Source organism: Xanthobacter sp. YC-JY1 (assembly GCF_021730305.1).
GTDB classification, from domain to species: domain Bacteria; phylum Pseudomonadota; class Alphaproteobacteria; order Rhizobiales; family Xanthobacteraceae; genus Xanthobacter; species Xanthobacter flavus.
The window spans coordinates 3,484,835-3,511,818 of sequence record NZ_CP032674.1; the positions used below are offsets into that span (position 1 = coordinate 3,484,835).

Annotated in this window: 25 protein-coding genes; 18 read left to right on the forward strand and 7 right to left on the reverse strand. The window is 67.5% G+C overall.

Annotated elements, in window-relative coordinates; translation table 11 throughout:
- Positions 1 to 80: 80 nt before the first annotated feature.
- From D7006_RS16380 to D7006_RS16390, 3 genes are all read right to left on the reverse strand, one after another.
- Positions 81 to 2,972 (reverse strand): VCBS domain-containing protein, encoded by a 2,892-nt coding sequence (locus D7006_RS16380; protein WP_237353776.1) that lies wholly within the window; start codon positions 2,970 to 2,972, stop codon positions 81 to 83.
- 210 nt (positions 2,973 to 3,182) lie between these two features.
- Complete coding sequence (locus D7006_RS16385; protein WP_237353777.1) at positions 3,183 to 3,818, reverse strand: NrsF family protein; 636 nt, start codon at positions 3,816 to 3,818, stop codon at positions 3,183 to 3,185.
- Between the two features lie 9 nt (positions 3,819 to 3,827).
- Complete coding sequence (locus D7006_RS16390; RefSeq protein ID WP_169122936.1) at positions 3,828 to 4,373, reverse strand: sigma-70 family RNA polymerase sigma factor; 546 nt, start codon at positions 4,371 to 4,373, stop codon at positions 3,828 to 3,830.
- Positions 4,374 to 4,824: 451 nt separating this feature from the next.
- Here D7006_RS16390 and D7006_RS16395 point away from each other — a divergent pair, with 451 nt between their 5' ends.
- The 7 genes from D7006_RS16395 to D7006_RS16425 all read left to right on the forward strand — a co-directional run bounded on the left by D7006_RS16395 (position 4,825) and on the right by D7006_RS16425 (position 12,242).
- Complete coding sequence (locus tag D7006_RS16395) at positions 4,825 to 5,898, forward strand: carbon-nitrogen hydrolase family protein (protein WP_237353778.1); 1,074 nt, start codon at positions 4,825 to 4,827, stop codon at positions 5,896 to 5,898.
- Positions 5,899 to 5,979: 81 nt separating this feature from the next.
- A complete protein-coding gene (locus D7006_RS16400; protein WP_237353779.1) occupies positions 5,980 to 7,173 on the forward strand; it encodes a branched-chain amino acid ABC transporter substrate-binding protein in 1,194 nt (397 codons plus the stop codon).
- Positions 7,174 to 7,446: 273 nt separating this feature from the next.
- Positions 7,447 to 8,367: a branched-chain amino acid ABC transporter permease gene (locus tag D7006_RS16405; protein ID WP_237353780.1), complete on the forward strand. Its 921-nt coding sequence runs from the start codon at positions 7,447 to 7,449 to the stop codon at positions 8,365 to 8,367.
- Positions 8,368 to 8,374: 7 nt separating this feature from the next.
- Complete coding sequence (locus D7006_RS16410; protein WP_237353781.1) at positions 8,375 to 9,568, forward strand: branched-chain amino acid ABC transporter permease; 1,194 nt, start codon at positions 8,375 to 8,377, stop codon at positions 9,566 to 9,568.
- Positions 9,565 to 10,341: an ABC transporter ATP-binding protein gene (locus D7006_RS16415; protein WP_237353782.1), complete on the forward strand. Its 777-nt coding sequence runs from the start codon at positions 9,565 to 9,567 to the stop codon at positions 10,339 to 10,341. Before D7006_RS16410 ends, D7006_RS16415 begins: the two co-directional genes overlap by 4 nt.
- On the forward strand, positions 10,338 to 11,099 hold the full coding sequence (locus D7006_RS16420; RefSeq protein ID WP_237353783.1) for an ABC transporter ATP-binding protein: 762 nt from the start codon (positions 10,338 to 10,340) through the stop codon (positions 11,097 to 11,099). The genes D7006_RS16415 and D7006_RS16420 overlap by 4 nt, the downstream gene beginning before the upstream one ends.
- Positions 11,100 to 11,192: 93 nt before the next feature.
- Positions 11,193 to 12,242, forward strand: coding sequence for a phenylacetaldoxime dehydratase family protein (locus D7006_RS16425; RefSeq protein WP_237353784.1), 1,050 nt, complete (start codon positions 11,193 to 11,195; stop codon positions 12,240 to 12,242).
- 21 nt (positions 12,243 to 12,263) lie between these two features.
- On the opposite strand, the gene D7006_RS16430 is transcribed toward D7006_RS16425, so the two are convergent.
- The gene (locus D7006_RS16430) at positions 12,264 to 13,157 is read right to left on the reverse strand and encodes a LysR family transcriptional regulator (RefSeq protein ID WP_169122944.1); all 894 of its coding nucleotides are present in this window, start codon (positions 13,155 to 13,157) and stop codon (positions 12,264 to 12,266) included.
- A 163-nt stretch (positions 13,158 to 13,320) separates the two neighbouring features.
- Here D7006_RS16430 and D7006_RS16435 point away from each other — a divergent pair, with 163 nt between their 5' ends.
- Both D7006_RS16435 and D7006_RS16440 read left to right on the forward strand, forming a co-directional pair.
- On the forward strand, positions 13,321 to 14,499 hold the full coding sequence (locus tag D7006_RS16435) for an amidase (protein WP_237353785.1): 1,179 nt from the start codon (positions 13,321 to 13,323) through the stop codon (positions 14,497 to 14,499).
- Between the two features lie 114 nt (positions 14,500 to 14,613).
- Positions 14,614 to 15,519: an AEC family transporter gene (locus tag D7006_RS16440; protein ID WP_237353786.1), complete on the forward strand. Its 906-nt coding sequence runs from the start codon at positions 14,614 to 14,616 to the stop codon at positions 15,517 to 15,519.
- On the opposite strand, the gene D7006_RS16445 is transcribed toward D7006_RS16440, so the two are convergent.
- On the reverse strand, positions 15,506 to 16,918 hold the full coding sequence (locus D7006_RS16445) for a mandelate racemase (RefSeq protein ID WP_237353787.1): 1,413 nt from the start codon (positions 16,916 to 16,918) through the stop codon (positions 15,506 to 15,508). The two genes, D7006_RS16440 and D7006_RS16445, sit on opposite strands and share 14 nt — an antisense overlap.
- Before the next feature lie 25 nt (positions 16,919 to 16,943).
- Positions 16,944 to 17,798, reverse strand: coding sequence for an IclR family transcriptional regulator (locus D7006_RS16450; protein ID WP_024278050.1), 855 nt, complete (start codon positions 17,796 to 17,798; stop codon positions 16,944 to 16,946).
- A 294-nt stretch (positions 17,799 to 18,092) separates the two neighbouring features.
- Here D7006_RS16450 and D7006_RS16455 point away from each other — a divergent pair, with 294 nt between their 5' ends.
- The 6 genes from D7006_RS16455 to D7006_RS16480 all read left to right on the forward strand — a co-directional run bounded on the left by D7006_RS16455 (position 18,093) and on the right by D7006_RS16480 (position 23,676).
- A complete protein-coding gene (locus D7006_RS16455) occupies positions 18,093 to 19,136 on the forward strand; it encodes an NAD(P)-dependent oxidoreductase (protein WP_237353788.1) in 1,044 nt (347 codons plus the stop codon).
- A gap of 12 nt (positions 19,137 to 19,148) precedes the next feature.
- Positions 19,149 to 19,925: a DUF4286 family protein gene (locus D7006_RS16460; protein WP_237353789.1), complete on the forward strand. Its 777-nt coding sequence runs from the start codon at positions 19,149 to 19,151 to the stop codon at positions 19,923 to 19,925.
- Positions 19,922 to 20,761 carry a fumarylacetoacetate hydrolase family protein gene (locus D7006_RS16465; protein ID WP_237353790.1) on the forward strand — a complete coding sequence of 280 codons (840 nt, stop codon included), beginning with the start codon at positions 19,922 to 19,924 and terminating at the stop codon, positions 20,759 to 20,761. The genes D7006_RS16460 and D7006_RS16465 overlap by 4 nt, the downstream gene beginning before the upstream one ends.
- A gap of 11 nt (positions 20,762 to 20,772) precedes the next feature.
- Complete coding sequence (locus tag D7006_RS16470; RefSeq protein ID WP_169122952.1) at positions 20,773 to 21,597, forward strand: ABC transporter permease; 825 nt, start codon at positions 20,773 to 20,775, stop codon at positions 21,595 to 21,597.
- 223 nt (positions 21,598 to 21,820) lie between these two features.
- On the forward strand, positions 21,821 to 22,849 hold the full coding sequence (locus tag D7006_RS16475) for an ABC transporter substrate-binding protein (RefSeq protein WP_237353791.1): 1,029 nt from the start codon (positions 21,821 to 21,823) through the stop codon (positions 22,847 to 22,849).
- Positions 22,846 to 23,676 carry an ABC transporter ATP-binding protein gene (locus tag D7006_RS16480; RefSeq protein WP_371744952.1) on the forward strand — a complete coding sequence of 277 codons (831 nt, stop codon included), beginning with the start codon at positions 22,846 to 22,848 and terminating at the stop codon, positions 23,674 to 23,676. The genes D7006_RS16475 and D7006_RS16480 overlap by 4 nt, the downstream gene beginning before the upstream one ends.
- 66 nt (positions 23,677 to 23,742) lie before the next feature.
- On the opposite strand, the gene D7006_RS16485 is transcribed toward D7006_RS16480, so the two are convergent.
- The gene (locus D7006_RS16485; RefSeq protein WP_237353792.1) at positions 23,743 to 24,042 is read right to left on the reverse strand and encodes a putative quinol monooxygenase; all 300 of its coding nucleotides are present in this window, start codon (positions 24,040 to 24,042) and stop codon (positions 23,743 to 23,745) included.
- 185 nt (positions 24,043 to 24,227) lie between these two features.
- On the opposite strand from D7006_RS16485, the gene trxA reads away from it, so the two are divergent.
- The 3 genes from trxA (at position 24,228) to D7006_RS16500 (ending at position 26,428) form a co-directional block, all read left to right on the forward strand.
- Entirely contained in the window at positions 24,228 to 24,716 is a 489-nt protein-coding gene (trxA, locus tag D7006_RS16490; RefSeq protein ID WP_237353793.1) for a thioredoxin, read from the forward strand.
- 94 nt (positions 24,717 to 24,810) lie between these two features.
- Positions 24,811 to 25,149 carry a Rieske 2Fe-2S domain-containing protein gene (locus tag D7006_RS16495; RefSeq protein ID WP_169122956.1) on the forward strand — a complete coding sequence of 113 codons (339 nt, stop codon included), beginning with the start codon at positions 24,811 to 24,813 and terminating at the stop codon, positions 25,147 to 25,149.
- Between the two features lie 55 nt (positions 25,150 to 25,204).
- Positions 25,205 to 26,428, forward strand: a complete 1,224-nt coding sequence (locus D7006_RS16500; protein WP_237353794.1) for an NAD(P)/FAD-dependent oxidoreductase — start codon at positions 25,205 to 25,207, stop codon at positions 26,426 to 26,428.
- Positions 26,429 to 26,984: the final 556 nt, after the last annotated feature.

A 26,984-nucleotide genomic window follows, 5' to 3' on the forward strand; every position in this document is an offset into this window, starting at 1 on the left:
TCCCGCCCGGAACAGCCGCGCCCTAGATGGGCACGGCGCGCGCCGTTCTGGCAAGGGCGCCGACCGATGACGGACGCAGATCAGATCAGCGCATCCGCGCTCCCGTGCACGGGATGAAGCACCTCATGCACATGCGCCGCCAGGGCCTGCGCCCGGTCGGACAGCTCGTGCACCAGCGCGGGGTGCGCCGACTGGGCATGGTCGAGGAGGGAGGAACCGATGGCATCGAGATAGTCGACGACTGCCGTCGGGAGATGGAGGTCCGGCAGGTGATCCGTGCCCAGCGCCCCATGGGCGTGCGACGCCGCCTCCAGCAACCCCGCCGCCCGTGCTTCCAGCGTGGCGAACACGGCGGAAAGATCGTCCGGCGCGCCGGAGACGGCCGCCTTCAGGGTCGCGAAGGGGTCGGAAACGTTGCCCTCCGTGCCCACCGATGGCTGCGCGGAGAAGGAAAGGGCCGAAACCTGCGGGCCCGCTCCGCCGCCGGTACCAACCAGCGTGATCGTGACATCCTGTGTCACCGCCGCACCGGATGCATCCGTCAGCTTGACCACAAACGTCTCCGCCCGCGTCTCGCCCTCGGCCAGCGGCGCCACCTTGGCCTCATCCACCGAATAGGACCACTGGATGACGCCGGCACCGTTCGCATCGCTGACGATCTTGGCCGTAAGCGCGCCCAGCGCGTCTGTGGGGCCGGTGACACTGGCGGTGTGGGTGTCGGAGGTGTCCGCATCGGCGAACTGGATGGTACCCCATGTCGAAAGGCTCTTCAGACCGCTCTGGTCGATGACAGCTGGCCCATGGACATTGGGCGCGCCGATCGAGGCGATGAAGATGTTATTGCCGTAGCTCTTGTCGCCGGCGACCAAGTTGGATGCCGCTGACTCAAACACCACCTGCAGGCTATCGGGCGTAAATACTGGATCGAAGCTAGCACCATCACCTGAAAAACTCGTGATTTCGCCTGTCGTGATGTCCTTTACGAAAATATCAGTGAAACCATTGGCATCACCTGGCACCAGATTGTTCGCGGCAGAAGCGAAGGCCACCTTCGTGCCATCCGGAGAAAATGCGATTAATCCGTAACTCGAATCATTTGCAACGAAATCTTGCGAGCTGGAACTGGCCACGGTCACTTCATCTGTGATTATATTTTTGACCAGCACCTGCACCGAACCGTGCGATGATCCGGAATTGGGATCCAACATGTAGGAAAGGAATGCCAACTTGGTGCCGTCCGGGGAAAAGACCGGAGCTATCGGCGTGGAGCCGCCAGCGTATGAAATGAATTTAATTTCGCCGGTCACAAGATCTTTAATGTAATAAGCTGAATCTCCGACCGCTCTCGGCCCCGCCTCAGAACCTATAGCAACAAAGGCGATCTTGGTCCCATCGGGAGAAAAGACGGGATCGTCGCTGTTGGTTCCGAATTCCTTGCCGTCAGCATAGGTCGAGATCCGGGTGACAGCTCCCGTCGACAAGTCCTTGACGAAGATATCATTGCGCCCAGTATCTCCGGAGACGAAGGGCGAGTAGGACTGAAAGGCGATCTTGGTTCCGTCTGGAGAAAAAGTCGGACGCTCGCTTGAAGAAACTCCTTGCCCGCCATTTGCGTCGGTGGAGACGCGGGTGATTGCACCAGTATCTAGATCCTTGATAAAGAGATCAGCAACTCCGTTTGTATCCCCTTGAACCAGATTGGATGCAAGCGACACAAACGCAACCTTGTGGCCATCCGGCGAAAACACGATATCGCCGGTGCTGCTCTCGTTACTGATCCGCCCTTGGGAATCGGACGAAACGACAACAACGTCGCCCGTTACGCGATCCTTGATCATGACCTGCTGATTAAAGACAGAAGGAACAGCTCCACCAGCTGGCACCGCCACGAGATTCGCAGCGCCGGATAGAAAGGCCACCTTGGTGCCATCCGGCGAAATGGTCGGCAACCAGCTCTCTCCGTTTCCGTGTTGCCCCGTCGCCGTCGCCGAAAGCAGCGCCGTATCGCCTGCCCAACTGGTCGCCCCGATCGTAGGCGCATGGTTCTCGAACGACAGCAAGACATGCGCGCTCGCCACGCCCTTGTCAGCATCGGTGACGGTGAATGTCACATCGCGCGCGCTCGTCGGTGCCGTCGGAGATGTCGAACGATAGGACACCTGGTCCAGAAGCTCGCTCATCTGGGCATCGGAAATGGCCGACTTCAAAGTGAAAGCCAAGTCGTGGCCGGACAGCCCATTGGCGGAAACGGTGCCAACCTGCTTGCCGTCGAGATACAGCTTTGTGCCGATGATGCTGAACGCACCGGCCGAGAGATAAAACTGATCGGTGGATGTTCCGCCCGTGAGATGCACACTGAGCTTGCCATTCTTGAAGCCGGTGCCGTCGGGATTGGTCACATGGGCGTCCGAGTCGATGACGACGCCGTCCATCGCGGCCGAAGGGCGGAATGCGTGCGTCGGACCGAGATCGGAGAATTTCGGCGCATCCCCCTCCGGCTTGAGCTTGAGCTGCATGCTGGCGGAGAAGGCTGGCGCGTTGGAGGAAGCAAACGCAAATGTTACGGCGCGCGCGACAGCCGATGGCGTATCACCCGAATATGAGTATGAAACGGCACGCGCCAACGCTGTGATTTCCTCAGCCATCACACCGGGCGCGAGAGTTACATTCATGTACTGATCAGTTCCGACCGTCGTCTCCCAGCCGATATAATCTCCATTATAGTATATATAAGATGTCTTATCAGGATTTTCTTGGACGGCAATGCCTCCGATCTGTGATATACTGAAATGATCGAGGGCAGTAGAGTTGGCCATACTCACCGTAAATGAAGCATCCATAAAATAGGCAGTCGGCGCCCCCGCAACCGTCACATTCGAATCCAGCACCACCGGACCCGCATTCACCGTATTCTCCGCCAGCGTCTTGCTCTTATCGAGCCCGCTGAAGCCGGTTTTCGCCTTCGCCGCCATGATCGCAACTCTCCCTGACCAGAGTTGCAATTAGGGGTAGCGAAGCGTCGTGGCGCGGTCTAGGCGGTGACGGAACGGCAGGCGGAAGACAGAGCCGGCAAGCGACCAAAGGGCAACAGTACGGAGCGGCCGCCCCGGCCGCCCCGGCCGCCCAGGGGCCGCCCGCTCGCAACCCGCTGCAATTGCTGCGCGGGAACCCAAGCTCCGGCCCTACCAGCGCAGCAATCGGCTACCCACGAGCGCGCCCACCGCCGTCACCGCCGCCACCGCGATGCTGTACCAGGTGAGGAAGAACAGCGGGGAATCGTCCACGCAATGGAGGGCGTAGAGGGCGGCGGCGATGCCGCCCGCCGCGAGGCCCGCGGCGGCGCCGGCCAGTGTCGGGTGGGTCGGGGCACCCCGCCGCAGGGCGAGAAGGAGCGCGCCCAGGGCCGGAGCGGCGATCATGGGAATGAGCGTCGTGCAATAGATGGCGTAGCGGCCCACGAGTTCGTGCCGCCACTGGCTTGCGGGCGTCGTCACCAGCTCGGCCGCAACACCCGCTGCAAGCAGCATGGCCGGCACAAGCAGGGCCCGCGCCGCACGTCCCACCCGCGCGCCGGGCTGCGACAGGCGCAGCGCCAACACCAAAGCGACTGCGGCGAGCGAGAGCGTCACCGCGAACTTGAAGGCGAGGCGCCATTCCACCAGCAGAGCGAGAAGGTGGGGCCGCGGCGAAAGACGCAGGGCGAACACGCACGCGGCCGCCACGACGCCAACGACGAGCGCGAGCGCGAGCGTGCTCCTGAAGCTGCGCACCGGCCGTGCATCGGCGGCGAGGGCGCGTATGAGGTCATCCGTCTTCACGTCGTTCCTTCACTCCTCCCTCAGGCGGGCCGAAAGGCTCGCAAAGGCGCGATGCAGCGCCACGCGCACCGCGCCGGGCGTCATGCGCATCCGCTCCGCCGTCTCGGCGACGGAGGCGCCCTCCACCGCCACCGAGCGCAGCACCGCCTGCTGCTTCTGCGGTAGCAGGGCAAGGTGCTGCTCCACCTCCATGGCCCCGGTGTCGGGCCGCTCCTCCGGCGCCGGGAGAAATTCGGCGAAATCTTCCACCGGCACCTCCACCCGCCGCCCGCGCCGGCGCAGATGGTCCACCATCTTGTTGCGGGCGATGGTCCACAGCCAGGGCCCGAGGGGGTCCTCGGTGCGCCAGGTGTGCCGCTTCAAATGCACCGCCAGCAGTGTCTCCTGCACCACATCCTCCGTCTCCGCCGTGGGCGCGCCAAGGCGGACAAGGCGGCGCTGGACCACAGTGCGCAGCGCGGGCGCGAGCTCCCGCAGCAATTGCTCATAGGCCGCGCCGTCGCCGGCAAGCGCGCTCCGCATCAATTGCGCCCACCGCAGTTCGCGGTCGTCCATCTATACGTTCCCGAAGGTCAGTTCGCAGGCGCCCACCCGAACGTTACACCCCGGACGGGCGACGCACGCACTTTTCGCAAGGATCATTCTTCGCGGCTTCCCGCAAGGCAATGGGCGAAGGCGGGGCGCTTGGCCGCGCCATGGAGACATTGGCCGCTCCCGAACGTCGCCGCGCCATCGGAAATCGTGCAAGGCGCGGTGCGCAAAGCGGGCGGCGGTCGGCTCGAAGGCCACCCTTTGCGCACCGCGCCTCATCGAGAGGCGGCGCGAAGCCGGGCAATTGCGCCCTCTCGAGGCAGAGCGGCTCCATCACCGGCCCGGGCGCCCCTCTTACACCTGCCGCATGAGAATATGCGCAAGTGCCCCTGCACATTTGCGCCCTTCCGCGCACGGGACGCCACGCCATCATGAGCCGGCGTAATCACCGCCGCCCCACTGGCAGAAGAGCCCGATGACCGTCCAATATCCCCGCTTCAAGGCCGCCGCCTGCCACGCCTCGTCCGTGTTCCTCGATGCGGACAAGACCGCCGAGAAGGCCTGCGACCTCATCGCCGAGGCCGCCGCCAACGGCGCCGCGCTGGTGGTGTTCCCGGAATCCTTCCTGCCCGGCTTCCCGGTGTGGGCGGCGCTGCAGGCGCCCATCTACAATCACGGCTTCTTCCGCGCGCTGGTTGCTGAGGCGCAGAAGCTCTCGGACGGCGCCATCCGCACCATCCGCATGGCGGCGCGCCGGCACGGCGTCCACGTCTCCCTCGGCTTCACCGAGGGCACCGATGCGAGCGTCGGCTGCATCTGGAATTCCAACGTTCTGATCGGGCCGGACGGCGCGATCCTCAACCACCACAGGAAGCTCGTCCCCACCTTCTACGAGAAGCTGGTGTGGGCGAATGGCGACGCGCGCGGCCTGCGCGTCACCGCCACCGAGATCGGCCGGGTCGGCATGCTGATCTGCGGAGAGAACACCAATCCCCTCGCGCGCTATGCCCTGATGGCGCAGGGGGAGCAGGTGCATATCTCCTCCTATCCGCCGATCTGGCCGACCCGTCCGCCCGAGGAAGAAGGCGCCTACGACCTGAAGCGCGCCATCGAGATCCGCGCCGGTGCTCATGCCTTCGAGGCGAAGGTGTTCAACATCGTCGCCTCCGGCTTCGTCGATGCCGCCATGCGGGAAGCCATGGGCTCCATGGGCCACGCGAGCCTGGGCAAGGCCAGCCTCGAGGTGATGGACAATTCCCCGCGCGGCATTTCCATGGTGCTCGATCCCACCTCGCAGGTGCTGGGCGAGGTGCTGGGCGAGCACGAGGGCATCCTCTACGCCGATATCGACACCGCCCGCTGCGTGGAGCCCAAGCAGTTCCACGACGTGGTGGGCTATTACAACCGCTTCGACGTGTTCCACCTGGAGGTGGACCGCTCCGCCCGCGAGCCGGCCTATTTCTCCGAGGGCGCCGCCATCGCCCGCGCCGCCGAGGATGGGGCGCTCGACCCCGCGGCGGACGTGCTCTTCGCCGACGGGGCGGCCTGAGTTTCCCATCCCCTCCACCGGGGCCGGCAACGACCGGCGCCGCACGGCCTGAACAAACAAACCCTTCCAGAGGATCATCAGATGGCAACGGATCGAAAGCCTGCCCGCCGAAAACTGTTCAACCTCGCCGGCGCGGCCCTCGCCGCGGTGTCGCTCGCCGCATCTCCGGCGCTGGCGCGCGACACGGTGAAGATCGCCTTCATCGGCCCGCTCACCGGCGGCAATTCCGCCACCGGCCTCGGCGGCCGCAATTCCGCGGCGCTGGCCGTGGACCTGCACAATGCCAAGCCGGACGCCAAATACACCTACGAGCTGGTACCCTTCGACGACGAGTGCAAGCCGAACGTGGGCGTGCAGGTGGCTACCAAGGCGGCCTCCGACAAGTCCATCATCGCCGGCATCACGCATTACTGCTCTGCGGTCGCCATCGCCACGGTGGACACCTACAACCGCTTCGGCCTGCCGGTGGTGGTGTGGGGCGCGGTGCTGCCGGAAATCACCTATGGCAACGACTACAAGGAAATCCACCGCGTCAACGGCACGATGATCAATGAAGGCAAGATGGCCGCGGAGTTCCTCACCAAGCAGGGCTTCAAGACTTTCGTCGTCATCCACGACACCACCGACTACGGCAAGGGCCAGAACAAGTATTTCGCCGAGAATTTGAAGCCCCAGGGCGGCGAGATCCTCGCCACCTTCCCGGTGCCGCCGGACCAGCAGGACTTCACCGCCGAACTGACCAAGGTGAAGGAGCTGAAGCCGGACGTGGTGTTCATCGGCGGCCTCACGCCCCTCGGCGTGCGCGTGCGCTCGCAGATGGACCGGCTCGGCATCCCCGCCCAGCTCGCCGGCGTCTCCGGCATCATGAGCGCCGGCTTCATCGAAGGCGCCGGCCCTGCCGCGGAAGGCACGGTTTCCTTCCACAACGGCGCGCCGCTGACCAAGTATGCCGACGGCAAGGCCTTCATGGACGCCTACGCCAAGGCCGGCTACCGCGAGGACCCGGACGCCTATGGCCCGTTCGCCTTCTCCGCCGCCAACCTCATCATGGACGCCATCGAGAAGGTCGGCCCGGACCGCAAGAAGGTGCGCGACGTGCTCAATACCACCAAGGGGTATAAGGCGCTGGTGGGCGAGATCAACTTCGACGACCACCGGCAGAACATCGTCTCCGCCAACGTCTATGTCTCGCAGGACGGCAAGTGGGTCTACTGGCCGGACAGTGCCTATGCGACGGGCACCAAGAAGCTGCCGGGCAAGGCAGCGAGCAACTGACGCCCTCCCTGTTCCCCGGACCGTCGACACCGCAGGTGGAGCGCTGATCCGGGGCCCAGGGGAAAGGTCGGCGAAGCCGGCAACCGCTTCGCACGGCCGGGGAATGGAGCCGCCTTCGGCGAACGGTTGCACTGGGCCACGGCACTCCTTCCCCTGCTCTCGCTCCGTTTCAGTCCGCCGGGGGCGCAAGGGTGGCGCCGATGGCAGACACTCCCCTCCCCCGGCGCCCTTCTTGCAGCGCGCCGGTTCCCGCTTCCCCTTGAGAGACCCGCCATGGACCCCGGACTTCTCGCCCAGTACCTGTTCAACGGGCTGATGCTCGGCACCATCTACGCCATCGTCGCGGTCGGCTTCTCGCTGTTCTTCGGCGTGCTGGACGTGATCAAGTTCTCCCACGGCGACGTGGTGACGGTGGGCGCCTTCTCCGCCTTCGGGGCGGCGGGGCTCATGGCGGCGCTCGTCACCCTCTCCGGCCCCTTGGCGCTGGCGGTGGGGCTCATCGCGGCGCTGGGCGCGGGCGCGCTCTCCGGCGTCATCATCGGCCGGCTGCTGGTGCTGCCCCTGAAGAACGCGCCGGGCGTCAACGTGCTGCTCGCAACCCTCATGGCCGGCACCGTGCTGCGCGAGGCCATCCGCCTCGGCGTGCCCAATGGCGGCAATCCCAAGCCCTTCCCGGCCCTGCTGCCGGACGGCGTGCTGAAAGCGGGATCGTTCAGCGTAGGGATCGACAGCGTCATCATCCTCCTTGCCGGCCTCGCGGTGGTGCTGGCGACCCATCTCGTCATCACCCGCACCCGCCTCGGCCTCTCCATCCGCGCGGTGGCGCAGGACGAGGAGGTGGCGCAGCTCGCGGGCGTCAGCTTCAACCGCACCGTGCTCGGCACCTTCGCGCTGGGATCGATGCTCGCCGGCCTCGCGGGGCTGATGCTCGGGCTCTACTACCGGGAGATCAACTTCAACATGGGTGTCATGCTCGGCATCATCGGCTTTGCCTGCGCGGTGGTGGGCGGCCTCGGAAGCCTCATCGGGCCCATCATCGGCGGCTTCCTCTTCGCGGGGGTGCAGACCCTCGTCACCGTCGTCCTGCCCTTCACCAGCGCCTACAAGGACGTGGTGGCCTTCGCCGTCATCATCGCCCTCATCGGCCTCTTCCCCACCGGCCTCATCGCCGAGAAATCCAGCGAGCGGGTGTGAGATGAGCATGGCGGACCTTGCCCCCTCCCTTCCCGCTGATACGGCCCGCACCGGCGGTCTCGCGCGCCTCGCCGTGGCCGCCACCGTGGCCCTGCTGTTCGCTGGCGGCGGCTTCCTGCTCCATGCCGAACAGCAGGGCCAGGTGATCGCGCTGCTCGCCGCCTTCGTCGCGGTGTTCGCGCTGGCGGAGAAGGTGCCCGTGGGCCGACGTATCGTCGGCCTCTGCCGCGCCCATCCCGGCACGGTGAACCTCACCGCCGCCCTCAGCATCCTCGCCATCGCCGCCGCGCTGCGCGAAGAGCACTACACGCTGCTGATGATGGCCACCGTCGCCCTCTTTGCCACCGCCGCCGCGGGTCTCACATTGCAGATGGCGTTTGCCGGCGTGCCCAACTTCGCCGGCGCCGCCTTCTTCGCGGTGGGCGCCTATGTGGCGGCGCTGCTGGGGCATACGGGCATCCCGCACCTCCTTGTGCTGCTCATCGCCGGCCTCGCGGCGGCGGTGCTGGGGCTCGTCCTGCTGCTGCCGGTGCTGCGCACGCGCGGCCACTATGCCGCGCTCGTCACCATCGCCTTCGGCCTGTTGCTGCGCGCCTTCCTGGAGGTGAATGACGTGCTCGGCGGCCCCCAGGGCATGAAGGTGAAATCCTTCTCTTTGTTCGGCCTCGACTTCAGCCGGGTGACCGAGATCGGGCCCTACGACGTCTCCTTCTATCTGCCCTACGCGCTCGCCTCCTGCGCCCTGTTCGCCCTCGCCTTCTTCCTGGTACGGCGGCTGGAGACCTCGTTCGTCGGCGTGGCGCTCGATGCGGTGCGCTCGGACGAGGTGGCGGCCAGCGTCTTCGGCCTCTCCATCGCCCGCTGGAAGGCCACCGCCTTCCTGCTCGGCAATGCCATGATCGGGGTCGCCGGTGCGCTCTACGGCATGATGAACGGCTTCGTGAACCCCAACAGCGCCAATTTCGGCGACAGCCTCATCATGCTGTCCATCCTCGTGCTGGGCGGGCTCGGCAATCTGTGGGGGGCGGTGGTGGCGGCGGTGGTCATCCTCGTCATCCCCGAGAAACTGCAGGCGATCCAGGAATTCCGCCTCATCATCTTCGCCCTGCTGGTCATCGCCATCCTGCGCTTCCGCCCGTCCGGCCTCATGCCGCGCGCAGTGCGCGACTTCTCCGCGCTCGTGAAGGGAGGCTCCCGATGAGCCCGCTGCTCGCCTGCTCCGGCCTCACCATGCGCTTCGGCGGCCTGACGGCGCTCGACGCCCTCGACATCAGCGTCGGCAAGGGCGAGACCATCGGCCTTGTCGGGCCGAACGGCTCGGGCAAGACCACCTTCTTCAACGTGCTCACCGGCCTCTACAAGCCCTCGGCCGGCGCCGTGCAGCTGGAGGCGCAGGACCTGTTCGCCCGCTCGGCGCAGGAGATCGGACGGGCCGGTGTCGCCCGCACCTTCCAGCGCTCGCGCCTGATGCTGGACCAGACGGTGTTCGACAACATCGCGCTGGGGGCGCTCGGTCGGCTCGACCTCAGCCTCCTCTCCGCCCTCGTGCTGCGCGGCCGCTTCCGTCGCCAGCTTTCCGAGCTGGTGGAACGGGCGACGGCCCTCACGCGCCGCTTCAATCCGCAGATCGCCGCGAACCTGTTCAAGCCGGCCGGCAGCTTCACCATGATCGACCGGCGGCGCATCGAGATCTGCCGCGCGCTCGTCGGCGCCCCGCGCCTGCTCCTGCTGGACGAGCCATCCGCCGGCATGACCCATGAGGAGACGCGGGCGCTGATGGACGACCTGCTCGCCTTCCGGGAGGAGATGCCGGACCTCGCCATCGTCCTCGTGGAGCATGAGATGGACGTCATCCGCCGCATCTCGGACCGCTGCATCGTGCTGAACTTCGGCAAGAAGATCTTCGAGGGACCGTTCGACGCCCTCATCGCCGATCGCGAAGTGCAGACCGCCTATCTCGGAGGCGCGCAATGAGCCGGCCCCAACTCTCGCACCCAGATGCGCCCCGTCCCGAAGCCGCCCGCCGGCTCTCCGTCTCCGGCGTCACCACCGGCTATGACCGGGCGGACGTGCTGCACGACGTCTCCATCGAGGCGAAGCCCGGCCGCATCACCTGCATCCTCGGCGCCAATGGGGCGGGCAAGTCCACCCTCATCCGCTCCATCCTGGGGCTGACGCCGGTGCGGCGCGGATCGGTGGCGTTCGGGGGCGACACCATCACGAATCTCGCCACCCACCGCATCGCCGCTCTGGGCATCGCTACCGTGCCGGAGGGCAACCGGGTGCTGCCGCGCATGAGCGTGCTGGAAAACCTCAAGGTCGGCGGCCTTCTGGAGAAGGACCGCCACCGTCTCGCCGAGCGCATGGAGCGCATGTTCGAGACCTTCCCGCGGCTGAAGGAACGGCGCAACCAGCTCGCCGGCACACTCTCCGGCGGCGAGCGCTCCATGCTCTCCATCGCCCGCGGGCTGATGACCGACCCGGAGCTGATCGTGTTCGACGAGCCGTCCCTCGGCCTGTCGCCCTTGTTCGTTTCGGAGGTGTTCCGCATCGTGCGGCAGCTGAAGGAGGAGGGCTACACCATCCTCCTCGTGGAGCAGAACGTGCGGCAGACGCTGGATGTGGCGGATGATGGCTACGTGCTGGCCCAGGGCCGCGTCGTCGCCTCCGGCACCAGCGCCGCCCTCGCCGCCGATGGCGAGCTGCACAAGGCCTATTTCGGCGTTCACTGACCAAGATCACGAACAGCCCGCGCGGCGCATGAGCGGGCCCACTTGGCATCGGTCGAAGACCGAGGCCGATGGCAAAAGAGGAAAACGACACCCATGGCCATGCCCGTCTATGACCGCGTCCATCCCCTGCGCAAGCCGAAGGGCTTCGAGCCGGTGGTGCAGCGCTGGTCCACCGCCTTCGCCAACAACTGCCGCGCGCTCTGCGTCGCCTTCCACGGCGTGCAGGGTAAGAGCGCGGAGGAGGTCCACGCCTCGCCCTTCTTCGGCTGGATCGAGGCGGCGCTGGCCCTGCCGGATGGCCCGACCGTCAGCGACCATGCCGCCTTCGTGGACCAGAACGGGCTCTATACCCACATCCTTGCCGCCTACTGGCTGGATGAGGCCAAGCGCGACCGCTTCCTCGCCGATCCGGTCGTCGCCGGCTGGTGGGAGGACGCCGCCCGCCTCACCGAGCCCACCGGCTATTTCCGCGAGAGCATGACCGTGCCGGTGGAGCGGCAGGAGAGCATCTACTGGCAGGACTATGCCGGCGGCCTTTCCGCCGCGCCGGATGTCGCGCTCTATCCCACCCCGTGGTGCGGCTATTACGGCGCCATGCGCGACCGCATCCCGCTCGCCGCCGCCGACACGCTGGAAAGCCCCGTCGCCGCGCTCGTGCCGGTGGAGCGGGAGACGAAGGGGGCGCGCTGGCGATTGGCCATTCCGCACAATTTCGCGGTCATCCGCTCCGCCGCCTTCTGGGGCCGGTGCGACCCCGAGCAGGCGGAGAACTACATGCGCGAGCTGCGCACGCCGCTGATGACGGGCATGGACTTCCTCAAAGAGAATGGCGAAGCCTCCGGCTGCGCCTCCCTGCGCTTCCAGCAGACCTGCGACGCGGCCGGCACGCCGGTGCTGGAAACCCACGCGCTGGGCTATTTCCTCTCCCTTGGCCATCTGGAGAACTGGGCGGAGCACCACCCCACCCACGAGGCCATCTTCTCCGCCGCCATCGCCCGCTATCGCAAATACGGCAAGGCCAACCAGCTGCGCACCTGGCACGAGGTGTTCGTGCTGCCCGAGGGCGACAAGCACCAGTTCGAATATGTGAACTGCGCACCCGGAACGGGCCTGCTGGGCTTCCTGCCGGGGGAGCGGGTGTAGGGGCGCTCACGCGCCCTCCCCTCAGAACTCCGTCAGATAGGCCGCGTCCCGCTGCACCACCTCGGCGAGGTGCTGGAGCACGGCGCGGAAGCGGCCCATGAATTCCAGATCCTCGTGGACGCTCACATAGATGTCCCGCATCACCACCACCTCGTCGGTGAGGATGGGAATGAGGCGCGGATTGCTCTTGGCCGAAAACAGCGGCAGGAGGCCGATGCCGGCGCCGCGCGCCACCGCATTCTGCTGGGCGTGCATGGAGGTGGAGCGGAACGATACCTTCAGCGGCTCCAGCACATCCAGCAGCCAGTGCACCGGCTGGATGGCGACGAGATCCTCCACATAATCCACGAAGGTGTGAGAGGGCAGTTCCGCCCGCGTCCTCGGCATGCCGAAGCGCCGCACATAGTCCGGCGCCGCATAGAGCGCGAGGCGGAAGGCCCCGAGGCGGCGCACGGCGAGGCGCTGGCCCTGTGGCGGCACGAAGGAGATGGAAATGTCCGCCTCGCGCTTCGTGAGATTGATGAGATGGCGTTCGGTGACCAGCTCCACCACCAGCCCCGGCTCCTTCTCCGCCAGCTCGGCGAACCGTTCGGCGAGATAGAAGGCGCCGATGCCCTCCATGGAGGCGACGCGCACATGCCCGCGCGGCGCGCTGGGGGCCGCCTGCAGCGTTTCCTCGACGCCCACCGCCTCTTGCTCGATGCGCTCGGCCACGGCAAACAGGCGATGGCCCGGCTCGGTCAGCACGAAGCCGTCGGGCTTGCGGTCGAACAGCTTGAGGGACAGATCCTTCTCCAGCTCGCTGATGCGGCGGGAGACCGTCGTGTGGTCCACCTTCAGCCGCCGCGCGGCGGGCATCAGCCGGCCCTGCCGCGCCAGTTCGAGGAAGAAGATCAGGTCGTTCCAGTTGAACATGGCTGAAGATCCTCGAGCGCCCGCCCGGTGATAGCAGTAGCGGGCGCCCCGCCCAACCCCGCCCCGGTTGCAGGTGTCGGCATGCGAAGACACGGGCGCGCGGATCGGATAATCCTTGTCGCCTCACCCTGCCCTCTCGCCACCCGCCGCCCACGGATCGCTCATGCCGGTGAATGACACGCTCGACGCCTTCGTCTCCCATGGCCACTTCGAGCTTGCCCCCACGGGCGTGGGGCCGCTCGACGGCCTCACCTTCGCGCTGAAGGACCTCTTCCACGTGGCTGGCGTGCCCACCGCGGCCGGGAGCCCGGCTTGGCTGGCGAGCCATGGGGTGCCGGACGCGAACGCTCCGGTGGTGGACCTGCTGCTCGGCGCCGGCGCGCGCCTCGTGGGCAAGACGCACACGGATGAGATGGCCTGGAGCCTCAACGGCGAGAACCACCATTACGGCACGCCCATCAACCCCGCTGCGCCGGGGCGCATTCCCGGCGGCTCCTCCTCCGGCTCCGCCGCGGCGACGGCGGGCGGGCTGGTGGATTTTGCCATCGGCTCCGACACCGGCGGCTCGGTGCGGCTTCCCGCCAGCTATTGCGGCCTGTTCGGGCTGCGGCCGACGCATGGGCGCATCTCCATCGCGGGTGCTGTCCCGCTGGCGCCGTCCTACGACACTGTGGGCTGGTTCGCGCGCGATGCGCAGACCTTCGAGAAGGTCGGCGCGGTGCTTCTGGGGGGCCTTGCGGCGATGCCCGCGCCGCGGCTGCTGCTAGCGCGCGATCTGTTCGAGGCCGCCGGGCCAAAGGTGACGGCCGCGCTGGCGCCGGCCCTGGCGCGGATCACGGCGCTGTATGGCGCGGCGGAAGAAGTGGACGTGGCCCATGGTGCCCTGCCCCATTGGCGCAACGCCTTCCGCATTCTCCAGTCGGCCGATGCCTGGGCAGAGCACGCCGACTGGGTGCGCGGCGCGCAGCCAGAATTCGGCCCCGGGGTGAAAGAGCGCTTTGCCGCTGCCGCCACGCTCGACCCGGCCGAGGTGGCCGAGGCGCGGGCCTTGCGGGCGCAGGTGCGGGCGCGGATCGATGCCCTGCTGGGCGACGACGGCATTCTCCTCTTGCCCACCGCCCCCGGCATCGCGCCCCGGCGCGGCACGCCTTTGGCCGATCTTGAAGCCTTCCGCGCCCGTGCCATCGAGCTTCTGTGCCTCTCCGGCCATGCCGGGACGCCGCAGATCTCGTCGCCGCTGGCGACGCTGGAGGGCTGCCCGCTCGGGCTCTCGGCCATGGCGCCGCGCGGCAAGGACGAGATGCTGCTCGCCCTGGCCACCGCCGTCGCCCATCCTCGATGATCGGTTCGAGCGGCGCCTTCCTCGGCGGATGACACTGCGCCCAACCTATTCCCTTGCGGCGAGGCCCAAGCCATTGTCCGCGGGATCGGCGGCGCGGTCCGGATGGGCATCGGGATGCACGAGATTTCTCTGATCGTCACCTGCCTCGTGATCGGCGTCCTGCTGCGCTGGTCTGGGAGACTGCCCGACACCGCCACGAAGGCCTTCGGCGGCTGGGTCATCAACGTCGCTTTGCCGGCGACCGCGCTGCGCAGCGTCCATCAGCTGAAGATGGACGATGGCTGGTGGTTGGCTGCGGCCACGCCCTGGATCGGCGCGATCCTCGCCATCCTCGTCATCGTGCCGCTCTGCCGCGCCTTCGGCTGGTCGCACCGGCGGGCCGGCGCACTGCTGCTGGTGGGCGGCTGGGGCAACACTTCCTTCGTCGGCCTGCCCATGATCGCGGCGTTCGCCGGGAGCCAATGGCTGGGGCTGGGCATCGTCATCGACCTCTTCGGCTCCTACCTCGCTCTGTCAACGCTGGGCCTCGCCATTGCCGCCGTGGCGAGCGCGGGGCATTTCGACGGGCGGGCGGTGGCGAAGCGGATCGCCACCTTCCCTCCGTTCTGGGCCATCCTGATCGCCTTTTCCACGAACGATGTGCCGCGCCCGGAATGGCTCGACCAGCTGGTCGAGGCGCTGGCCCGGACGCTCACCCCCATCGCCCTTGCGGCCGTGGGCTATGCCCTTCGACTTGATCGCTTTTCCGGCCGGGTGGGGGCGCTGGCGGTGGGGCTCGGCTATCGGCTGCTGCTGGCGCCGCTGGCCATCTTCCTGATGTATGCGGCGCTCGGACGGAGCGGCGATCCGGTGGCGCAAGTGGCGATGCTGGAGATGGCCATGCCGCCGATGCTGGGGGCCAGCATCATCGCGCTGGATCACGATCTGGAGCCGGACCTCGTGGCGCTCGTCATCGGCATCGGGGTGCCCCTCTCCATGCTCACGGCATGGATGTGGTGGGGGCTGATCATCCACCCATGACGGGCGGAACGCCCACCGCAAAGCCTTGGCAATCCAGAGATTTCAGCTGCACGCTCCCGTCGGTGACGGCGAGGCGCACCGGGCCGCCAGGGGGCTGGTGATAGAGGTCACCATGGGCGGCGAGGAAGGCGCTCTGCTCGTCCTCCGGGGCGAAGGACATGCCGTCCAGATAATGGTGGCCGTTGCGCTCCACATGGGTCAGGCCCAGCAGGGAGACGAGGGCGAGGTCCTGTTGGGTGCTGATGCCCGCCCAGGTGCAAAGGTCTTCTGCGGAAAGGAAAAATCGGCTCTCGCCCAACGCCGCGTTGCGCTTGGCGATGCGGGCGGCGTTGAGGATGGATTTGTAGAAGCCCTTGCAGGTCTTGCTGGAAACCCCGCGATATCCCAATGAGATAGCCTTGGGAAAGGCATCCAGGGTGGCGTCCGATTCGTCGATCATCACGGGCTTGAGGACGGCCAAAGCCCCCACCTCCCGCTCCAGCGCGACGGCGCGGCGGATGGGTTGCTCGATATAGAGAGTGGAGGCGCAAAGCCTTGAAAGCGCTGATGTTTCCGACATGCGCCGCCACAGTTCGACGATGCCCTCCACATCCGAATACTGCTCGTTGCCGTCCAAGGTGGCGCGATAATCGGCGGGGCCGGCATCCAGCACCGCTGCGATACGGGTGAGGCGGTCGAGATCGGCGGCGATGTCGCCGCCCGCCTTCAGCTTGTAGAAGCGGCAGCCGTAGGTTTTGACAACATCCTCAAGGGTTTGCGGCAGGCCATCGGCCGGACCTTCGAGTGGATCGGAAGACGTGAGGGCGTCCACCATGCCCACCGTGTGGCGCACGCCGATGGTATCCTGCGGCCTCAAATTGCCCAGAAATTGGGCGATGTCGAAGCCTTGGAGGTCTTCCGTCAGGCCGGAGCTAACGGTGATACCTGCCACATTGCCACGGATCATCTGCGAAAAGGACATCCCCAGCATCCGCCCGGTGGCGTCGAGGATGGCCCGGTCCACCAAAGCGGGACCGTAGGAGGCGACCAGCGGATTGAGGCCCAGCGCGGCGCAGCGCGCCTGCTGCTCACGATAGACCGCCGCGGAAAGGCCGAACGGGGTGTCGGCGGGCAGGCCGGCATAAAGCTCCAGCGCCACGTTCAGCGCCGTGCGCAGCTGCTCCACATTGTCGTCGTCGGAGAGCGCGGGATTCTTGTCGAACCATTTGGGCAGAAGACATTCGGCGGCGATGCCCACCGCGCCGCGCCCGTCCGCCGCCTCGATCCGGACGGTGAGTTCGGCCTGCCGGACCTCGCGCAGCGTGGCGACGCCGAAGCGGAACGGCATCCGCAGCTTCGCCGCGCGCTCGCGCAGGTTCGCCTCGGCCAGCCGCACACGCGGCGCCGCGTTCGCTCCCATGATTTTATCCTTTAGCTTTCGGTGGTTATTCCACCATGCGCGGGAAGGCGCCGCTGCGGGCGCGGGCCTCCAGCGGCCAGGTCTCGCCCAGGCGCCGTGTGGTCGCCATCACGAAGGAACCGCAGCTTTCGAGGTCCGCCCGGCTCATGCGGTTGGTGGGGGCGGCAAGGCTCACCACGCCCACGCATTCCGGCGCGCCGCCCAGGGTCGAGGCGAGGATGGGGGCCGCCACGGCGCCCACGCCCAGCTCGTTCTCCTCATAGCTCAGCGCGAAGCCGCGCCGCGCCACCTCCTCCAGCTCCGCCCTTATGTCGGAAATGGAGGTCTTGGAATAGGCGGTGGACGCCTCGATTCCCTGATGCATCAACAGCTTGAGCGCATCGGCAAAGGGCAGTGTCGAGAGCCAGGCCTTGCCGGTGGCGTGGGTGTGGAGGCCGATCTCCAGCGTATAGTTGGGATCGATGCGCAGCGACCTCTTGCTACCCGCAAAGGATTGCACCCACACGATTCTCTGCCCGCCCGGCTCGACGATGGCGAGGCGCACCAGCTCGCCGGTCTCCTCCGCCAGCTGGCGGAGCGCGGCGGAGCACTGGTCCAGCAGCCGGCTGGTCTGCAGGTGGCGCAGGCCCAAATTGCTGATGCGGTAGGTGAGGTAATAGCGCTGAGCCCGTTCGTCGCGCCACACCAGCATCTGCGACTCCAGCGTATTCAAGAGCTTGGAGACGATGGCCTTGTTGAGGTCCAGGCGCCGCGCGATCTCCGCCAGGGGGAAGCCGTCCACGGAATCGGCCAGCATCCCGATGATGTCGAAGGCGCGCTCCACGGAGACGATGGTCTCGTCGATCTTTTCGGGACGGGCCCCGGCCGCAACTTTCGCCATCTCATCAACCCTTCGACGCGCCACGCTTTCACTGATAACGATGTTATCCATGATTTCGAGCGTGGCAAGGCCAGATCGGCCCCGAAACAGCGGCCCTACTCTGAAAATACCCGCTTGACTCCGACTTTGGACGAATCTAGCCCTATAGATATGGGTAACGGCGTTACCCAATAAATGAGCAGGCCGGCACCCGAACCCCTCCATGTTCGGGGCGGTTCAGGCCCCGGTTCGGTGCGGTTCACCCCACCGTTCAGGTGCCATTCGAGGCCTGTCAGCAAAAATGGGAGCGGATTCGTGAGTGAACGCCTGACCTTCGACACCGTGCCGGACCTGATCGAGACCGAGGAGCAGCTCGAGGAGCTGGTCTCCCGTCCCACCCAGGGGCTGGTGGACGACTTCGCCACCCTGGACGGGGACATCATCGTTCTGGGTGTCGCCGGCAAGGTCGGCCCCTCCCTCGCCCGCATGGCCAAGCGCGCCGCGCCGGACAAGCGGGTGATCGGGGTGGCGCGCTTCTCGGAGGCGGGGTCCAAGGAGGAGCTGGAGGGCTTCGGCATCGAGACCATCCGCTGCGACCTGCTGGACGCGGAGGCGGTGGCGCAGCTGCCCAAGGTGAAGAACGTCGTCTACATGGCCGGCAAGAAGTTCGGCACCAATGACGATCCCTCCTTCGCCTGGGCCATGAACACCATGGTGCCCGCGACCGTCGCCTCCCACTTCCGCGACAGCCGGATCGTCGCCTTCTCCACCCTGTGCGTCTATCCGTTCGGCGTCGTCGCCCACAATGGCTGGGACGAGCGGGTGCAGCCGCGCCCGGTTGGCGACTATGCCAACTCCTGCGTCGGTCGCGAGCGGGCGTTCGAGTATGGCTCCCACGTGCATGGCACGCCCGGCCGCCTCGCCCGGCTGAACTATGCCATCGACCTGCGCTACGGCGTGCTGCACGACATCGCCAGCTGGGTCCATCGCGGCGAGCCGATCCCCATCCGCACCGGCCATGCGAGCGTGATCTGGCAGGGGGATTCCAACGCGCAGATCCTGCGCTGCCTGAAGCACTGCACGGTGCCGACCTCCCCCATCAATATCGGCGGGCCGGAGCAGGCGAGCGTGCGGGCCATCGCCCACGCCTTCGGCGAAAAGTTCGGCAAGGCGCCCATCTTCGAGGGCGAGGAGGAGGCCACCGGCTGGGCTAACAGCACCTACCAGGCCCAGCGCCTGTTCGGCTATCCCAACGTGCCGCTGGCCCGGATGATCGACTGGGTGGCCCACTGGGTGGAGAAGGGCGGCGCCATCTATGGCAAGCCCACGCGATACGAAGTCCGCGACGGCCTCTTCTGAGGGGCCGGCGCCATGACAAGCGAAGATCCCCACCCCGCCCCGGCCACTGGCCAAGCGCCAGCCGAAGCCCTTGGTTTTATGGGCTTCTGGGCCGACATCGATGCGGACTACGAGCTCCGTTATCAGGAATGGCACAATTGCGAGCACATGCCGGAGCGGGTGGGGATTCCCGGCTTCATCGAGGGGCGGCGCTATCGCGCCCTCCTCGGCAGCCCGCGCTTCTTCATGTGCTATGTCACAGATGGTCCCGAGGTGCTGGGCAGCCCGGCCTATCTCGCCGCGCTGAACCGCCCCACCCCCTGGACCAGCGAGTCCCTCACCCACTTTCGCAATCCGGTGCGCTCGCTGTACCGCAACCATTGCCGGGTGGGCCGCGCGGGGGGCTATGCCCCCTACATCCTCCAGCGCCGGTTCGACCATAAGGCCGATGCCGCGACGCTGGCCGGGATGGTTCGCGCGGTGGTGGGGGAGGACATCTCCGGCACGCTGTCCGGCGGGCTCTACGAGGTGGACGAGGCCATTTCCGGCATCATGACGGCCGAGCGCCGCATCTATTCCGGCGGGCCCGGGCGCCAGCAATATCTCTTCACCATCGAAGCCCTCGACCGCGACCAGGCGGAGGCGGCCGGGCGCCGGCTCGACGCCCTGATGGCCGAAGGCGCCAGCGAGATCAATCCCGGCCTCTACTGGCTGGAGAACCGCATCCAGTCCGCCGAACTGCGCCGGCCCGTCGCCGCGCCAGTGGCGGCAGTTGCGGACACCCGCATTCCCGAAAGGCTCACCCCATGAAGCTCCTGCGCCATGGCGCGGCCGGCGCCGAGCGGCCCGGCCTCCTCGCCGCCGACGGCACGGTCCGCGACCTCTCCGGTGTCGTTGCTGACATCGACGCCGCCTTCATCGCCGATCCCGCTCGGCTTGCTGCGCTGAAGGCGGTGGACCCGCTTTCCTTGCCCGTGGTGCAGGGGGAGGTGCGCCTCGCGCCGCCCTTCACCGGCATCGGCAAGATTGTGGGGGTGGGCCTCAACTATCACGACCACGCCCGCGAATGCGGCCTGCCCATTCCCGAAGAGCCCATCCTCTTCATGAAGGCCACCACCTCGCTCTGCGGCCCCTTTGATGCCATCCGCCTGCCGGAAGGCTCGGAAAAGACCGATTGGGAGGTGGAACTGGGCGTCGTCATCGGCACCACCGCGCGCAAGGTCCCCGAGGCGGACGCGCTCGGCCACGTGTTCGGCTATTGCATCGCCCATGACGTGTCCGAGCGCGCCCACCAGTTGGAGCATGGCGGCCAGTGGACCAAGGGCAAGAGCCACGACACCTTCTGCCCCATCGGCCCCTGGCTGGTGACGGCGGACGAGGTGGGCGACCCGCAGTCCCTCGATCTGTGGTGCTCGGTGGATGGCGAGATGCGCCAGAACAGCTCCACCGGCGACATGATCTTCAAGGTGGCGGAGATCGTCTCCTATGTCAGCCGCTTCATGACGCTGGAGCCCGGCGACCTCATCATCACCGGCACGCCAGCGGGGGTGGGGCTGGGGCTGAAGCCGCAGGTCTATCTCGCCCGCGGGCAGGAGGTGCGCCTCGGCATCGCCCGCCTCGGCGAGCAGCGCCAATCCGTGGTCTGAGGAGGCAAGCCATGACCGACACCCTTCTCGTCCAGTCCACGCGCGCCAACGTGCTCTCCAAGCTCATGAGCATGGATGCCATCCGCCCGCTCATCCTGGTTGCGGTGATCCTGGTGGGGTGGGATCTGGCAGTGCGCCTGCTGCGCATCCCGCCCTATCTCATCCCCGCGCCGACCCTGGTGATCGAGCAGGTCATCGCCCAGTGGCCCATGCTGCTGCGCGAAACGATGCCCACCCTCTATGCCACGCTGGGCGGCTTCGCCCTGAGTGCGCTGGTGGGCATTCCGCTGGCCATGCTCATTGCCTCCTCGAAGACGGTGGAGAGCTATCTCTATCCCCTCCTCGTCTTCTCCCAGTCGGTGCCGAAGATCGCGGTGGCGCCGCTGTTCGTGGTGTGGTTCGGCTTCGGCGTGCTGCCGAAGATCATCTCCGCCTTCCTGCTCGGGGTGTTCCCGGTGGTGGTCTCCACCGTGCTCGCGTTCAAGAGCGTGGACAAGGAGATGATCGACCTCGCCCGCTCCATGCGCGCCGGGGGCCTGCGCACCTTCATCCGCATCCGCCTGCCCCATGCCTTGCCCGGCATCTTCTCCGGGCTGAAGGTGGCCATCACGCTTGCAGTGGTGGGCGCGGTGGTGGGCGAGTTCGTCGGCTCCAACTCGGGCATCGGCTACGTGCTGCAGGTGGCGAACGGCAATTTCGACCTGCCGCTCATGTTCGCCGCTCTGTTCGTGCTCTCCATGATGGGGGTGATCCTCTTCATGGCGCTCGATGCCATCGAGCACTTCCTCATCCCCTGGCACGCCTCGCGCCGGCCGGACATCAACGGCGGGGCGTAAGGAGCGCCCCCTCCCGCCGTTGGTCGGGAAATAGGCGGCCGTCATGGCCGGGCTTGTCCCGGCCATCCACGTGGCGAGGCCGGGAGCACCCGCCCGGCTTCGGTCCCATCGGCCCGACGTGGATGCCCGGGACAAGCCCGGGCATGACGAAAGCGAGAGACGCCCCAAGCAAAGACGCAACACGACGACCCAAGCAAAACCAGAAAAACCGGTGGAGGAAACCATGATCTCGCGCAAGATCTCTCGAAGGACACTCGCCACGCACCTGTTATCCGGCGCGTTCGCCCTCGGCCTTGCCACGGCATCGACGCTGCCCGCTGCCGCGCAGGCCGGCAAGACGCCCGACAAGGCGGTGCTGATGCTCAACTGGTACGTCTATGGCGAGCACGCGCCCTTCATCCTCGGCCTCAAGAAGGGCTATTACGCGGAAGAGGGCATCGACCTCGACATCCAGGAGGGCCGCGGCTCGGCGGTGACCATCCAGGCGGTGGGCGCCGGCACGGCGACCTTCGGCCTCGCGGACATCGGCGTGATGATCAAGGCGGTGGCCAAGGGCGCGCCGGTGAAGACCATCGGCGTGCTGCTCCAGCGCACCCCCGGCGCGGTGGTCGCCCCCGAGGGCAAGATCAACGGCCCGAAGGACCTGCCCGGCAAGACCATCATGTTCACGCCGGGCGACGCCGTGACGCCCATCTGGCCGCTGTACCTGAAGAAGCTCGGCATCCCCGAGGGCGCGGTGAAGATGGTGGCGGCGGACGCGCAGGCCAAACTGAACGCCGTCGTGAACAACCAGGCCGACGGCCTCATCGGCTTCACCACCGAGCAGGGCGCGCGCCTGCCGGATATCATGAACAAGCCGGTGACCATGCTGCGCTACACCGATGCGGGGGTGAACCTCGTCTCGCTCGGCATCGTCGCCAATACCGACACGCTCACCAAGCGCGCCGACATGGTGAAGCGCTTCATGCGCGCCACCACCCGCGCGGTGGAAGAGGCGGAGAAGAACCCCAAGGCCGCCATCGACATCCTCATGGAGGCCTATCCCAAGATCGGCCTGCCGGACGCGCAGCTGCGCAGCCTGCAATATTCGCAGGCACTCTACCGCGCCTCCGACGACAAGAGCACCCGCCCCTTCCGCATGAACCCGGCGCTGATGGACGAGAGCCTCGAGATCCTCACCCAGTATGGCGGCCTCGACCCCTCCGCGCGCAGCAAGGCGCAGGATTACTTCACGCTGGAGTTCCTTCCGTGAGCGCTGCCTTGCACAGGATCGACACCCGCACCCCCGCCCCGCGCGCCGAGGCCTCCGGCACCCATATCGCCATCGCCGGCCTCACCAAGACGTACAAGACGCGCGGCGGCTCGGTGCCTTCCCTCAAGCCCATCGATCTCAACATCTCGAAGGGCGAGTTCGTGGCCATCGTCGGCCCCTCGGGCTGCGGCAAGAGCACCCTGCTCAAGCTGGTCGCCGGCCTTTTGCCGGCCACCAGCGGCACCATCACCATCGGCGGCGTGAAGGTGACGCAGCCGCCGGACGGGGTGGGCATGGTGTTCCAGAGCCCGGTGCTGCTGCCCTGGCGCACGGTGCGCGACAACGTGCTGTTGCAGGTGGAAATGCGCGGGCGGCCGGTCGCCGCCTATCGCGAGGCGGCCGCGCGCCTCCTCCACACCGCCGGCCTCGACGGCTTCGAGGAGCGCTTTCCGTGGGAGCTCTCCGGCGGCATGCAGCAGCGCGCCGCCATCTGCCGGGCGCTGGTGCACGATCCCGAAGTGCTGCTCATGGATGAGCCCTTCGGCGCGCTCGACGCCATGACGCGGGAGAAGATGAACGCCGAGTTGCAGCGCATCTGGTACGAGACGCGCAAGACCGTGCTGCTCATCACCCACTCCATTCCGGAGGCGGTGTTCCTGGCCGACCGGGTGGTGGTCATGTCCAGCCGGCCGGGCAGCATCGAGGCGGTCTACGACATCGATTTGCCCCGCCCGCGCGACCTCACCGTGATGGGCGAGCCCCGGTTCGTCCGCTACACGCAGGAGATCCGCAAGCACTTCTTCGCCCAGGGCGATCTCGACCACTAATCGTCGCCCGGAGAGAAACGGCGCCCGCCCCACACGGCGGGCGCTTTTTGTTACGCGCCTCTCTCGTCAGGCGACTTGGGCCATGCGGTGGATCACCTTGTCGGCGATCAGCGCGCCGCCGCCCGCCGCGGCGAAATTGGCCAGCGCGGCACCATCGATATGGGCGCGCCACTTGGCCTCCGTCTCCCAGGTCTCGACGAAGATCAGGATGCGCCCGTCGTCCAGCGACTGGTTCAGCTCGTAGCGCAGACAGCCGTCTTCCGTGCGCGTCTCCGCCACCAGCTTTTCCTGAAGCGCGCGCAGGGCGCTCTCCTGCCCCTCCTGCGCGGTGATGATGGCGATGACGGTGAGGGGCGCTGCGCTCATGTCTGAAATCCCTAAAGCGTTTCCCCGCGAAGTGGCTACCGGTTCGCGGACAGGAAACGCGGTCTCGATCCCGGCCGCCCGGCGCGGCCGGCGCCACCATAGCGCAAGGGTGGCAGGACGCATCCCTTTCGGCGGCCCCGTTCTTGCTCGGCCAGTCCCACACGCCCGCGCCCCGAGGAGCCGTGATGACCGAAGCCGACACCGCCGCAGCCCACACCGCCGCCGTCGCCCGCACCATCGCCTGCCCCGCCTGTCACACGGTGACGCCCGTGCCGGCCGGCGCGGATGCCCGCGCGCTCTCCTGCCCGGCCTGCGGCGGGCCGCTCTTCACCGGCAAGCCCATGACGCTCACCGCCGAGAGCTTCACCGCCCACACCTCGCAAAGCGACCTGCCCCTCGTCATCGACTTCTGGGCGGACTGGTGCGGCCCCTGCAAGACCATGGCGCCGGTGTTCGAGGCGCTGGCGGCGGAGTTCGAGCCCCATGTGCGCTTCGCCAAGGTGGACACGGACAAGGAGCGCGAGCTGGCCGACTATTTCCGCATCAGCTCCATCCCCACCCTGAGCTTCATCGCCAACCGCAACGAGGTGGCGCGGGTGGCCGGCGCCATGTTCGCGGGCGACCTCAGGCGCTGGCTCTATGATGCCCTCTCCCGCGCCGACGAGGCGAAATAGGAGCGTCGGATTTCCGACAATTGGAAGGATTCCGGGCTGGCCCTGATCTTGCGATGCGCCCTGCCGAAGCTTCAAAGGACAGGACCCGAGCGCCATGGCCTTCACTGTCATCTGCAACAAGGATGCCCTCGCCGAGGGCGCGATGGGCCTTTTCCAGGTCGGCAAGAAGAGCGTGCTGCTGGTGTGGCCGGCGGGCGGGGAGATCAAGGCCTATCGCGGCCGCTGCCCCCATGCCGACATGCCGCTGACGGAAGCCACCTTCGACGGCAAGACCCTCATGTGCACGCACCATATGTGGGGCTTCGACTGCGCCACCGGTAAATGCTCCACCCACCTCGTGCGCAATGCGCTGCACCCCTATGAGGTGAAGGTGGAGGGCGACGAGATCCAGGTGGATGTCGGGCCGGTGAAACCCGCCCGCGCGCCCGCCTGATCCCCGTCGCCGGCTCTTCGCGCCTGCCCTATGCTGGGGCCGGGAGGCTCCGGCAATGACACAAGACGCGGGGACACAGCGCATCGTCGTGATCGGAGGCGGCTTCGCCGGCCTGTGGGCCGCCGCCGCGGCGGCGCGGGCGCGGGAGCTGTTCGGCCTCGATGCCGGCGCGCTGGACATCGCCCTCGTGGCGCAGGACCCGTTCCACACCATCCGCGTGCGCTGCTACGAGGACGACCTCGCCGCCATCCGGCTGCCGCTGGACGACCTGCTCGCCCCCATGGGCGTGACGCGCATCGAGACGGCCGTGGCCGCCATCGATCCCGCCGCGCGCAGCCTCGCCACCGGGGCCGGGCCGCTGGCCTATGGCCGGCTGATCCTCGCCGCCGGCAGCGCGCTGAGGATGCCGGACATTCCCCGCGCCCAGCCGACCTTCGACGTGGACAGCTATGCCGGCGCCGAGCGCCTCGCCGCGCACCTTGCTGCGCTGGCCTCGGGCCCGCGCGATGCGGCGGCCCACGCCGCCGTGGTCATCGGCGGGGGACTGGCGGGGGTGGAGATCGCCTGCGAACTGCCGCGCCGGCTGCGCACCTTGCTGGGCGTCGGCGCCCCGGTGCGCGTCGTTCTGGTGGATCATGGCGAGATCGGTGCCGCCATGGGCGCCGGCGCCGCCACCGTCCGCAGCGCCCTCGCGGCGGCGGGAGTGGAGGCCCGCGACCATTCCGGCGTCGCCTCTGTCGAGGCGGATGGAGTGACCCTCTCCGACGGCACGACGATCCCCGCCCGCACGGTCGTCTTCACCACCGGAGCCCATGCGAGCCCCCTCACCGCCCAGTTGGGCGTGCCGCTCGACCGGCTGGGGCGGGTGGCCGTGGACGCCTTTTTGAAAGTGGAAGGCGTCGCGGATATCTACGCCGCCGGCGATTGCGCGGTGGCGGCGGCGGATAATCTCGGCCACGTCAGCGTCATGTCGTGCCAGCACGCCCGCCCCATGGGCCGCCTCGCCGGCCACAATGCGGTGTGCGACCTCGCCGGCCGGCCGGAGGACCGCGTCGCCTTCTCCGCGCCGGATTATGTGACAGTGATGGACCTCGGGCCGGAAGGCGCGGTCTACACCTCCGGCTGGGATCGCGGCACGCTGGTCGCCGCCGGCCCCGCCGCCAAGACCGTGAAGCAGACCATCAATTGCAGCCGCATCTACCCGCCCGTGCCGCCCACGAAGGACGCCCTGTTCGCCGCTGCCGCGCCGGTGCTGCAGGCGCCGCCCGCGACGAGGTGAGGGATCTCGCGCCCCGGACGCATGCAGCGACAGCGGAATGCGAGCCGGGGCCCAGCGCAAGGGACCGCCAAAGGCGCTTCCTGATGCCGGCAGTGACGAGCATTGCCCGCTGCGCGGCCCCCCTGCGCTGGACCCCGGATCAGCGCTCCGGCGGTCGCCGTCGCTTGTCCGGGGAACGAGGCGCTGGCGATACGGCAAGGCCGGTCGGGTGTTCGGGCCCGCACCACCGTCATGGCCGGGCTTGTCCCGGCCATCCACGTGGGTGGGCCGGGGGACATCTCTTCAAGCATCGTGCCTTCGGCCCGACATGGATGCCCGGGACAAGCCCGGGCATGACGGCTCTGAGCGAGGGGGATGGCAGTGAGAGCGAGACGCCCTCGCGCTCCAAGCGCCACCAGCGGCGATGAGCCATCTCGCGCCCCGGACGCATGCAGCGCAGCGGAATGCGAGCCGGGGCCCAGCGCAAGGGACCGCCAAAGGCGCTTCCGAACCTCAGCACTCTCAGGCATTGCCCCGCTGCGCGGAACCCCTGCGCTGGACCCCGGATCAGCGCTCC

Bases quoted from the DNA above. Each gene is read 5' to 3' on its own strand.
- D7006_RS16380 (WP_237353776.1), bottom strand. From the start codon at position 2,972: ATGGCGGCGAAGGCGAAAACCGGCTTCAGCGGGCTCGATAAGAGCAAG.
- D7006_RS16390 (WP_169122936.1), bottom strand. From the start codon at position 4,373: ATGGACGACCGCGAACTGCGGTGGGCGCAATTGATGCGGAGCGCGCTT.
- D7006_RS16395 (WP_237353778.1), top strand. From the start codon at position 4,825: ATGACCGTCCAATATCCCCGCTTCAAGGCCGCCGCCTGCCACGCCTCG.
- D7006_RS16400 (WP_237353779.1), top strand. From the start codon at position 5,980: ATGGCAACGGATCGAAAGCCTGCCCGCCGAAAACTGTTCAACCTCGCC.
- D7006_RS16405 (WP_237353780.1), top strand. From the start codon at position 7,447: ATGGACCCCGGACTTCTCGCCCAGTACCTGTTCAACGGGCTGATGCTC.
- D7006_RS16410 (WP_237353781.1), top strand. From the start codon at position 8,375: ATGGCGGACCTTGCCCCCTCCCTTCCCGCTGATACGGCCCGCACCGGC.
- D7006_RS16415 (WP_237353782.1), top strand. From the start codon at position 9,565: ATGAGCCCGCTGCTCGCCTGCTCCGGCCTCACCATGCGCTTCGGCGGC.
- D7006_RS16420 (WP_237353783.1), top strand. From the start codon at position 10,338: ATGAGCCGGCCCCAACTCTCGCACCCAGATGCGCCCCGTCCCGAAGCC.
- D7006_RS16425 (WP_237353784.1), top strand. From the start codon at position 11,193: ATGGCCATGCCCGTCTATGACCGCGTCCATCCCCTGCGCAAGCCGAAG.
- D7006_RS16430 (WP_169122944.1), bottom strand. From the start codon at position 13,157: ATGTTCAACTGGAACGACCTGATCTTCTTCCTCGAACTGGCGCGGCAG.
- D7006_RS16435 (WP_237353785.1), top strand. From the start codon at position 13,321: ATGCCGGTGAATGACACGCTCGACGCCTTCGTCTCCCATGGCCACTTC.
- D7006_RS16440 (WP_237353786.1), top strand. From the start codon at position 14,614: ATGCACGAGATTTCTCTGATCGTCACCTGCCTCGTGATCGGCGTCCTG.
- D7006_RS16445 (WP_237353787.1), bottom strand. From the start codon at position 16,918: ATGGGAGCGAACGCGGCGCCGCGTGTGCGGCTGGCCGAGGCGAACCTG.
- D7006_RS16450 (WP_024278050.1), bottom strand. From the start codon at position 17,798: ATGGCGAAAGTTGCGGCCGGGGCCCGTCCCGAAAAGATCGACGAGACC.
- D7006_RS16460 (WP_237353789.1), top strand. From the start codon at position 19,149: ATGACAAGCGAAGATCCCCACCCCGCCCCGGCCACTGGCCAAGCGCCA.
- D7006_RS16465 (WP_237353790.1), top strand. From the start codon at position 19,922: ATGAAGCTCCTGCGCCATGGCGCGGCCGGCGCCGAGCGGCCCGGCCTC.
- D7006_RS16470 (WP_169122952.1), top strand. From the start codon at position 20,773: ATGACCGACACCCTTCTCGTCCAGTCCACGCGCGCCAACGTGCTCTCC.
- D7006_RS16475 (WP_237353791.1), top strand. From the start codon at position 21,821: ATGATCTCGCGCAAGATCTCTCGAAGGACACTCGCCACGCACCTGTTA.
- D7006_RS16485 (WP_237353792.1), bottom strand. From the start codon at position 24,042: ATGAGCGCAGCGCCCCTCACCGTCATCGCCATCATCACCGCGCAGGAG.
- trxA (WP_237353793.1), top strand. From the start codon at position 24,228: ATGACCGAAGCCGACACCGCCGCAGCCCACACCGCCGCCGTCGCCCGC.
- D7006_RS16495 (WP_169122956.1), top strand. From the start codon at position 24,811: ATGGCCTTCACTGTCATCTGCAACAAGGATGCCCTCGCCGAGGGCGCG.
- D7006_RS16500 (WP_237353794.1), top strand. From the start codon at position 25,205: ATGACACAAGACGCGGGGACACAGCGCATCGTCGTGATCGGAGGCGGC.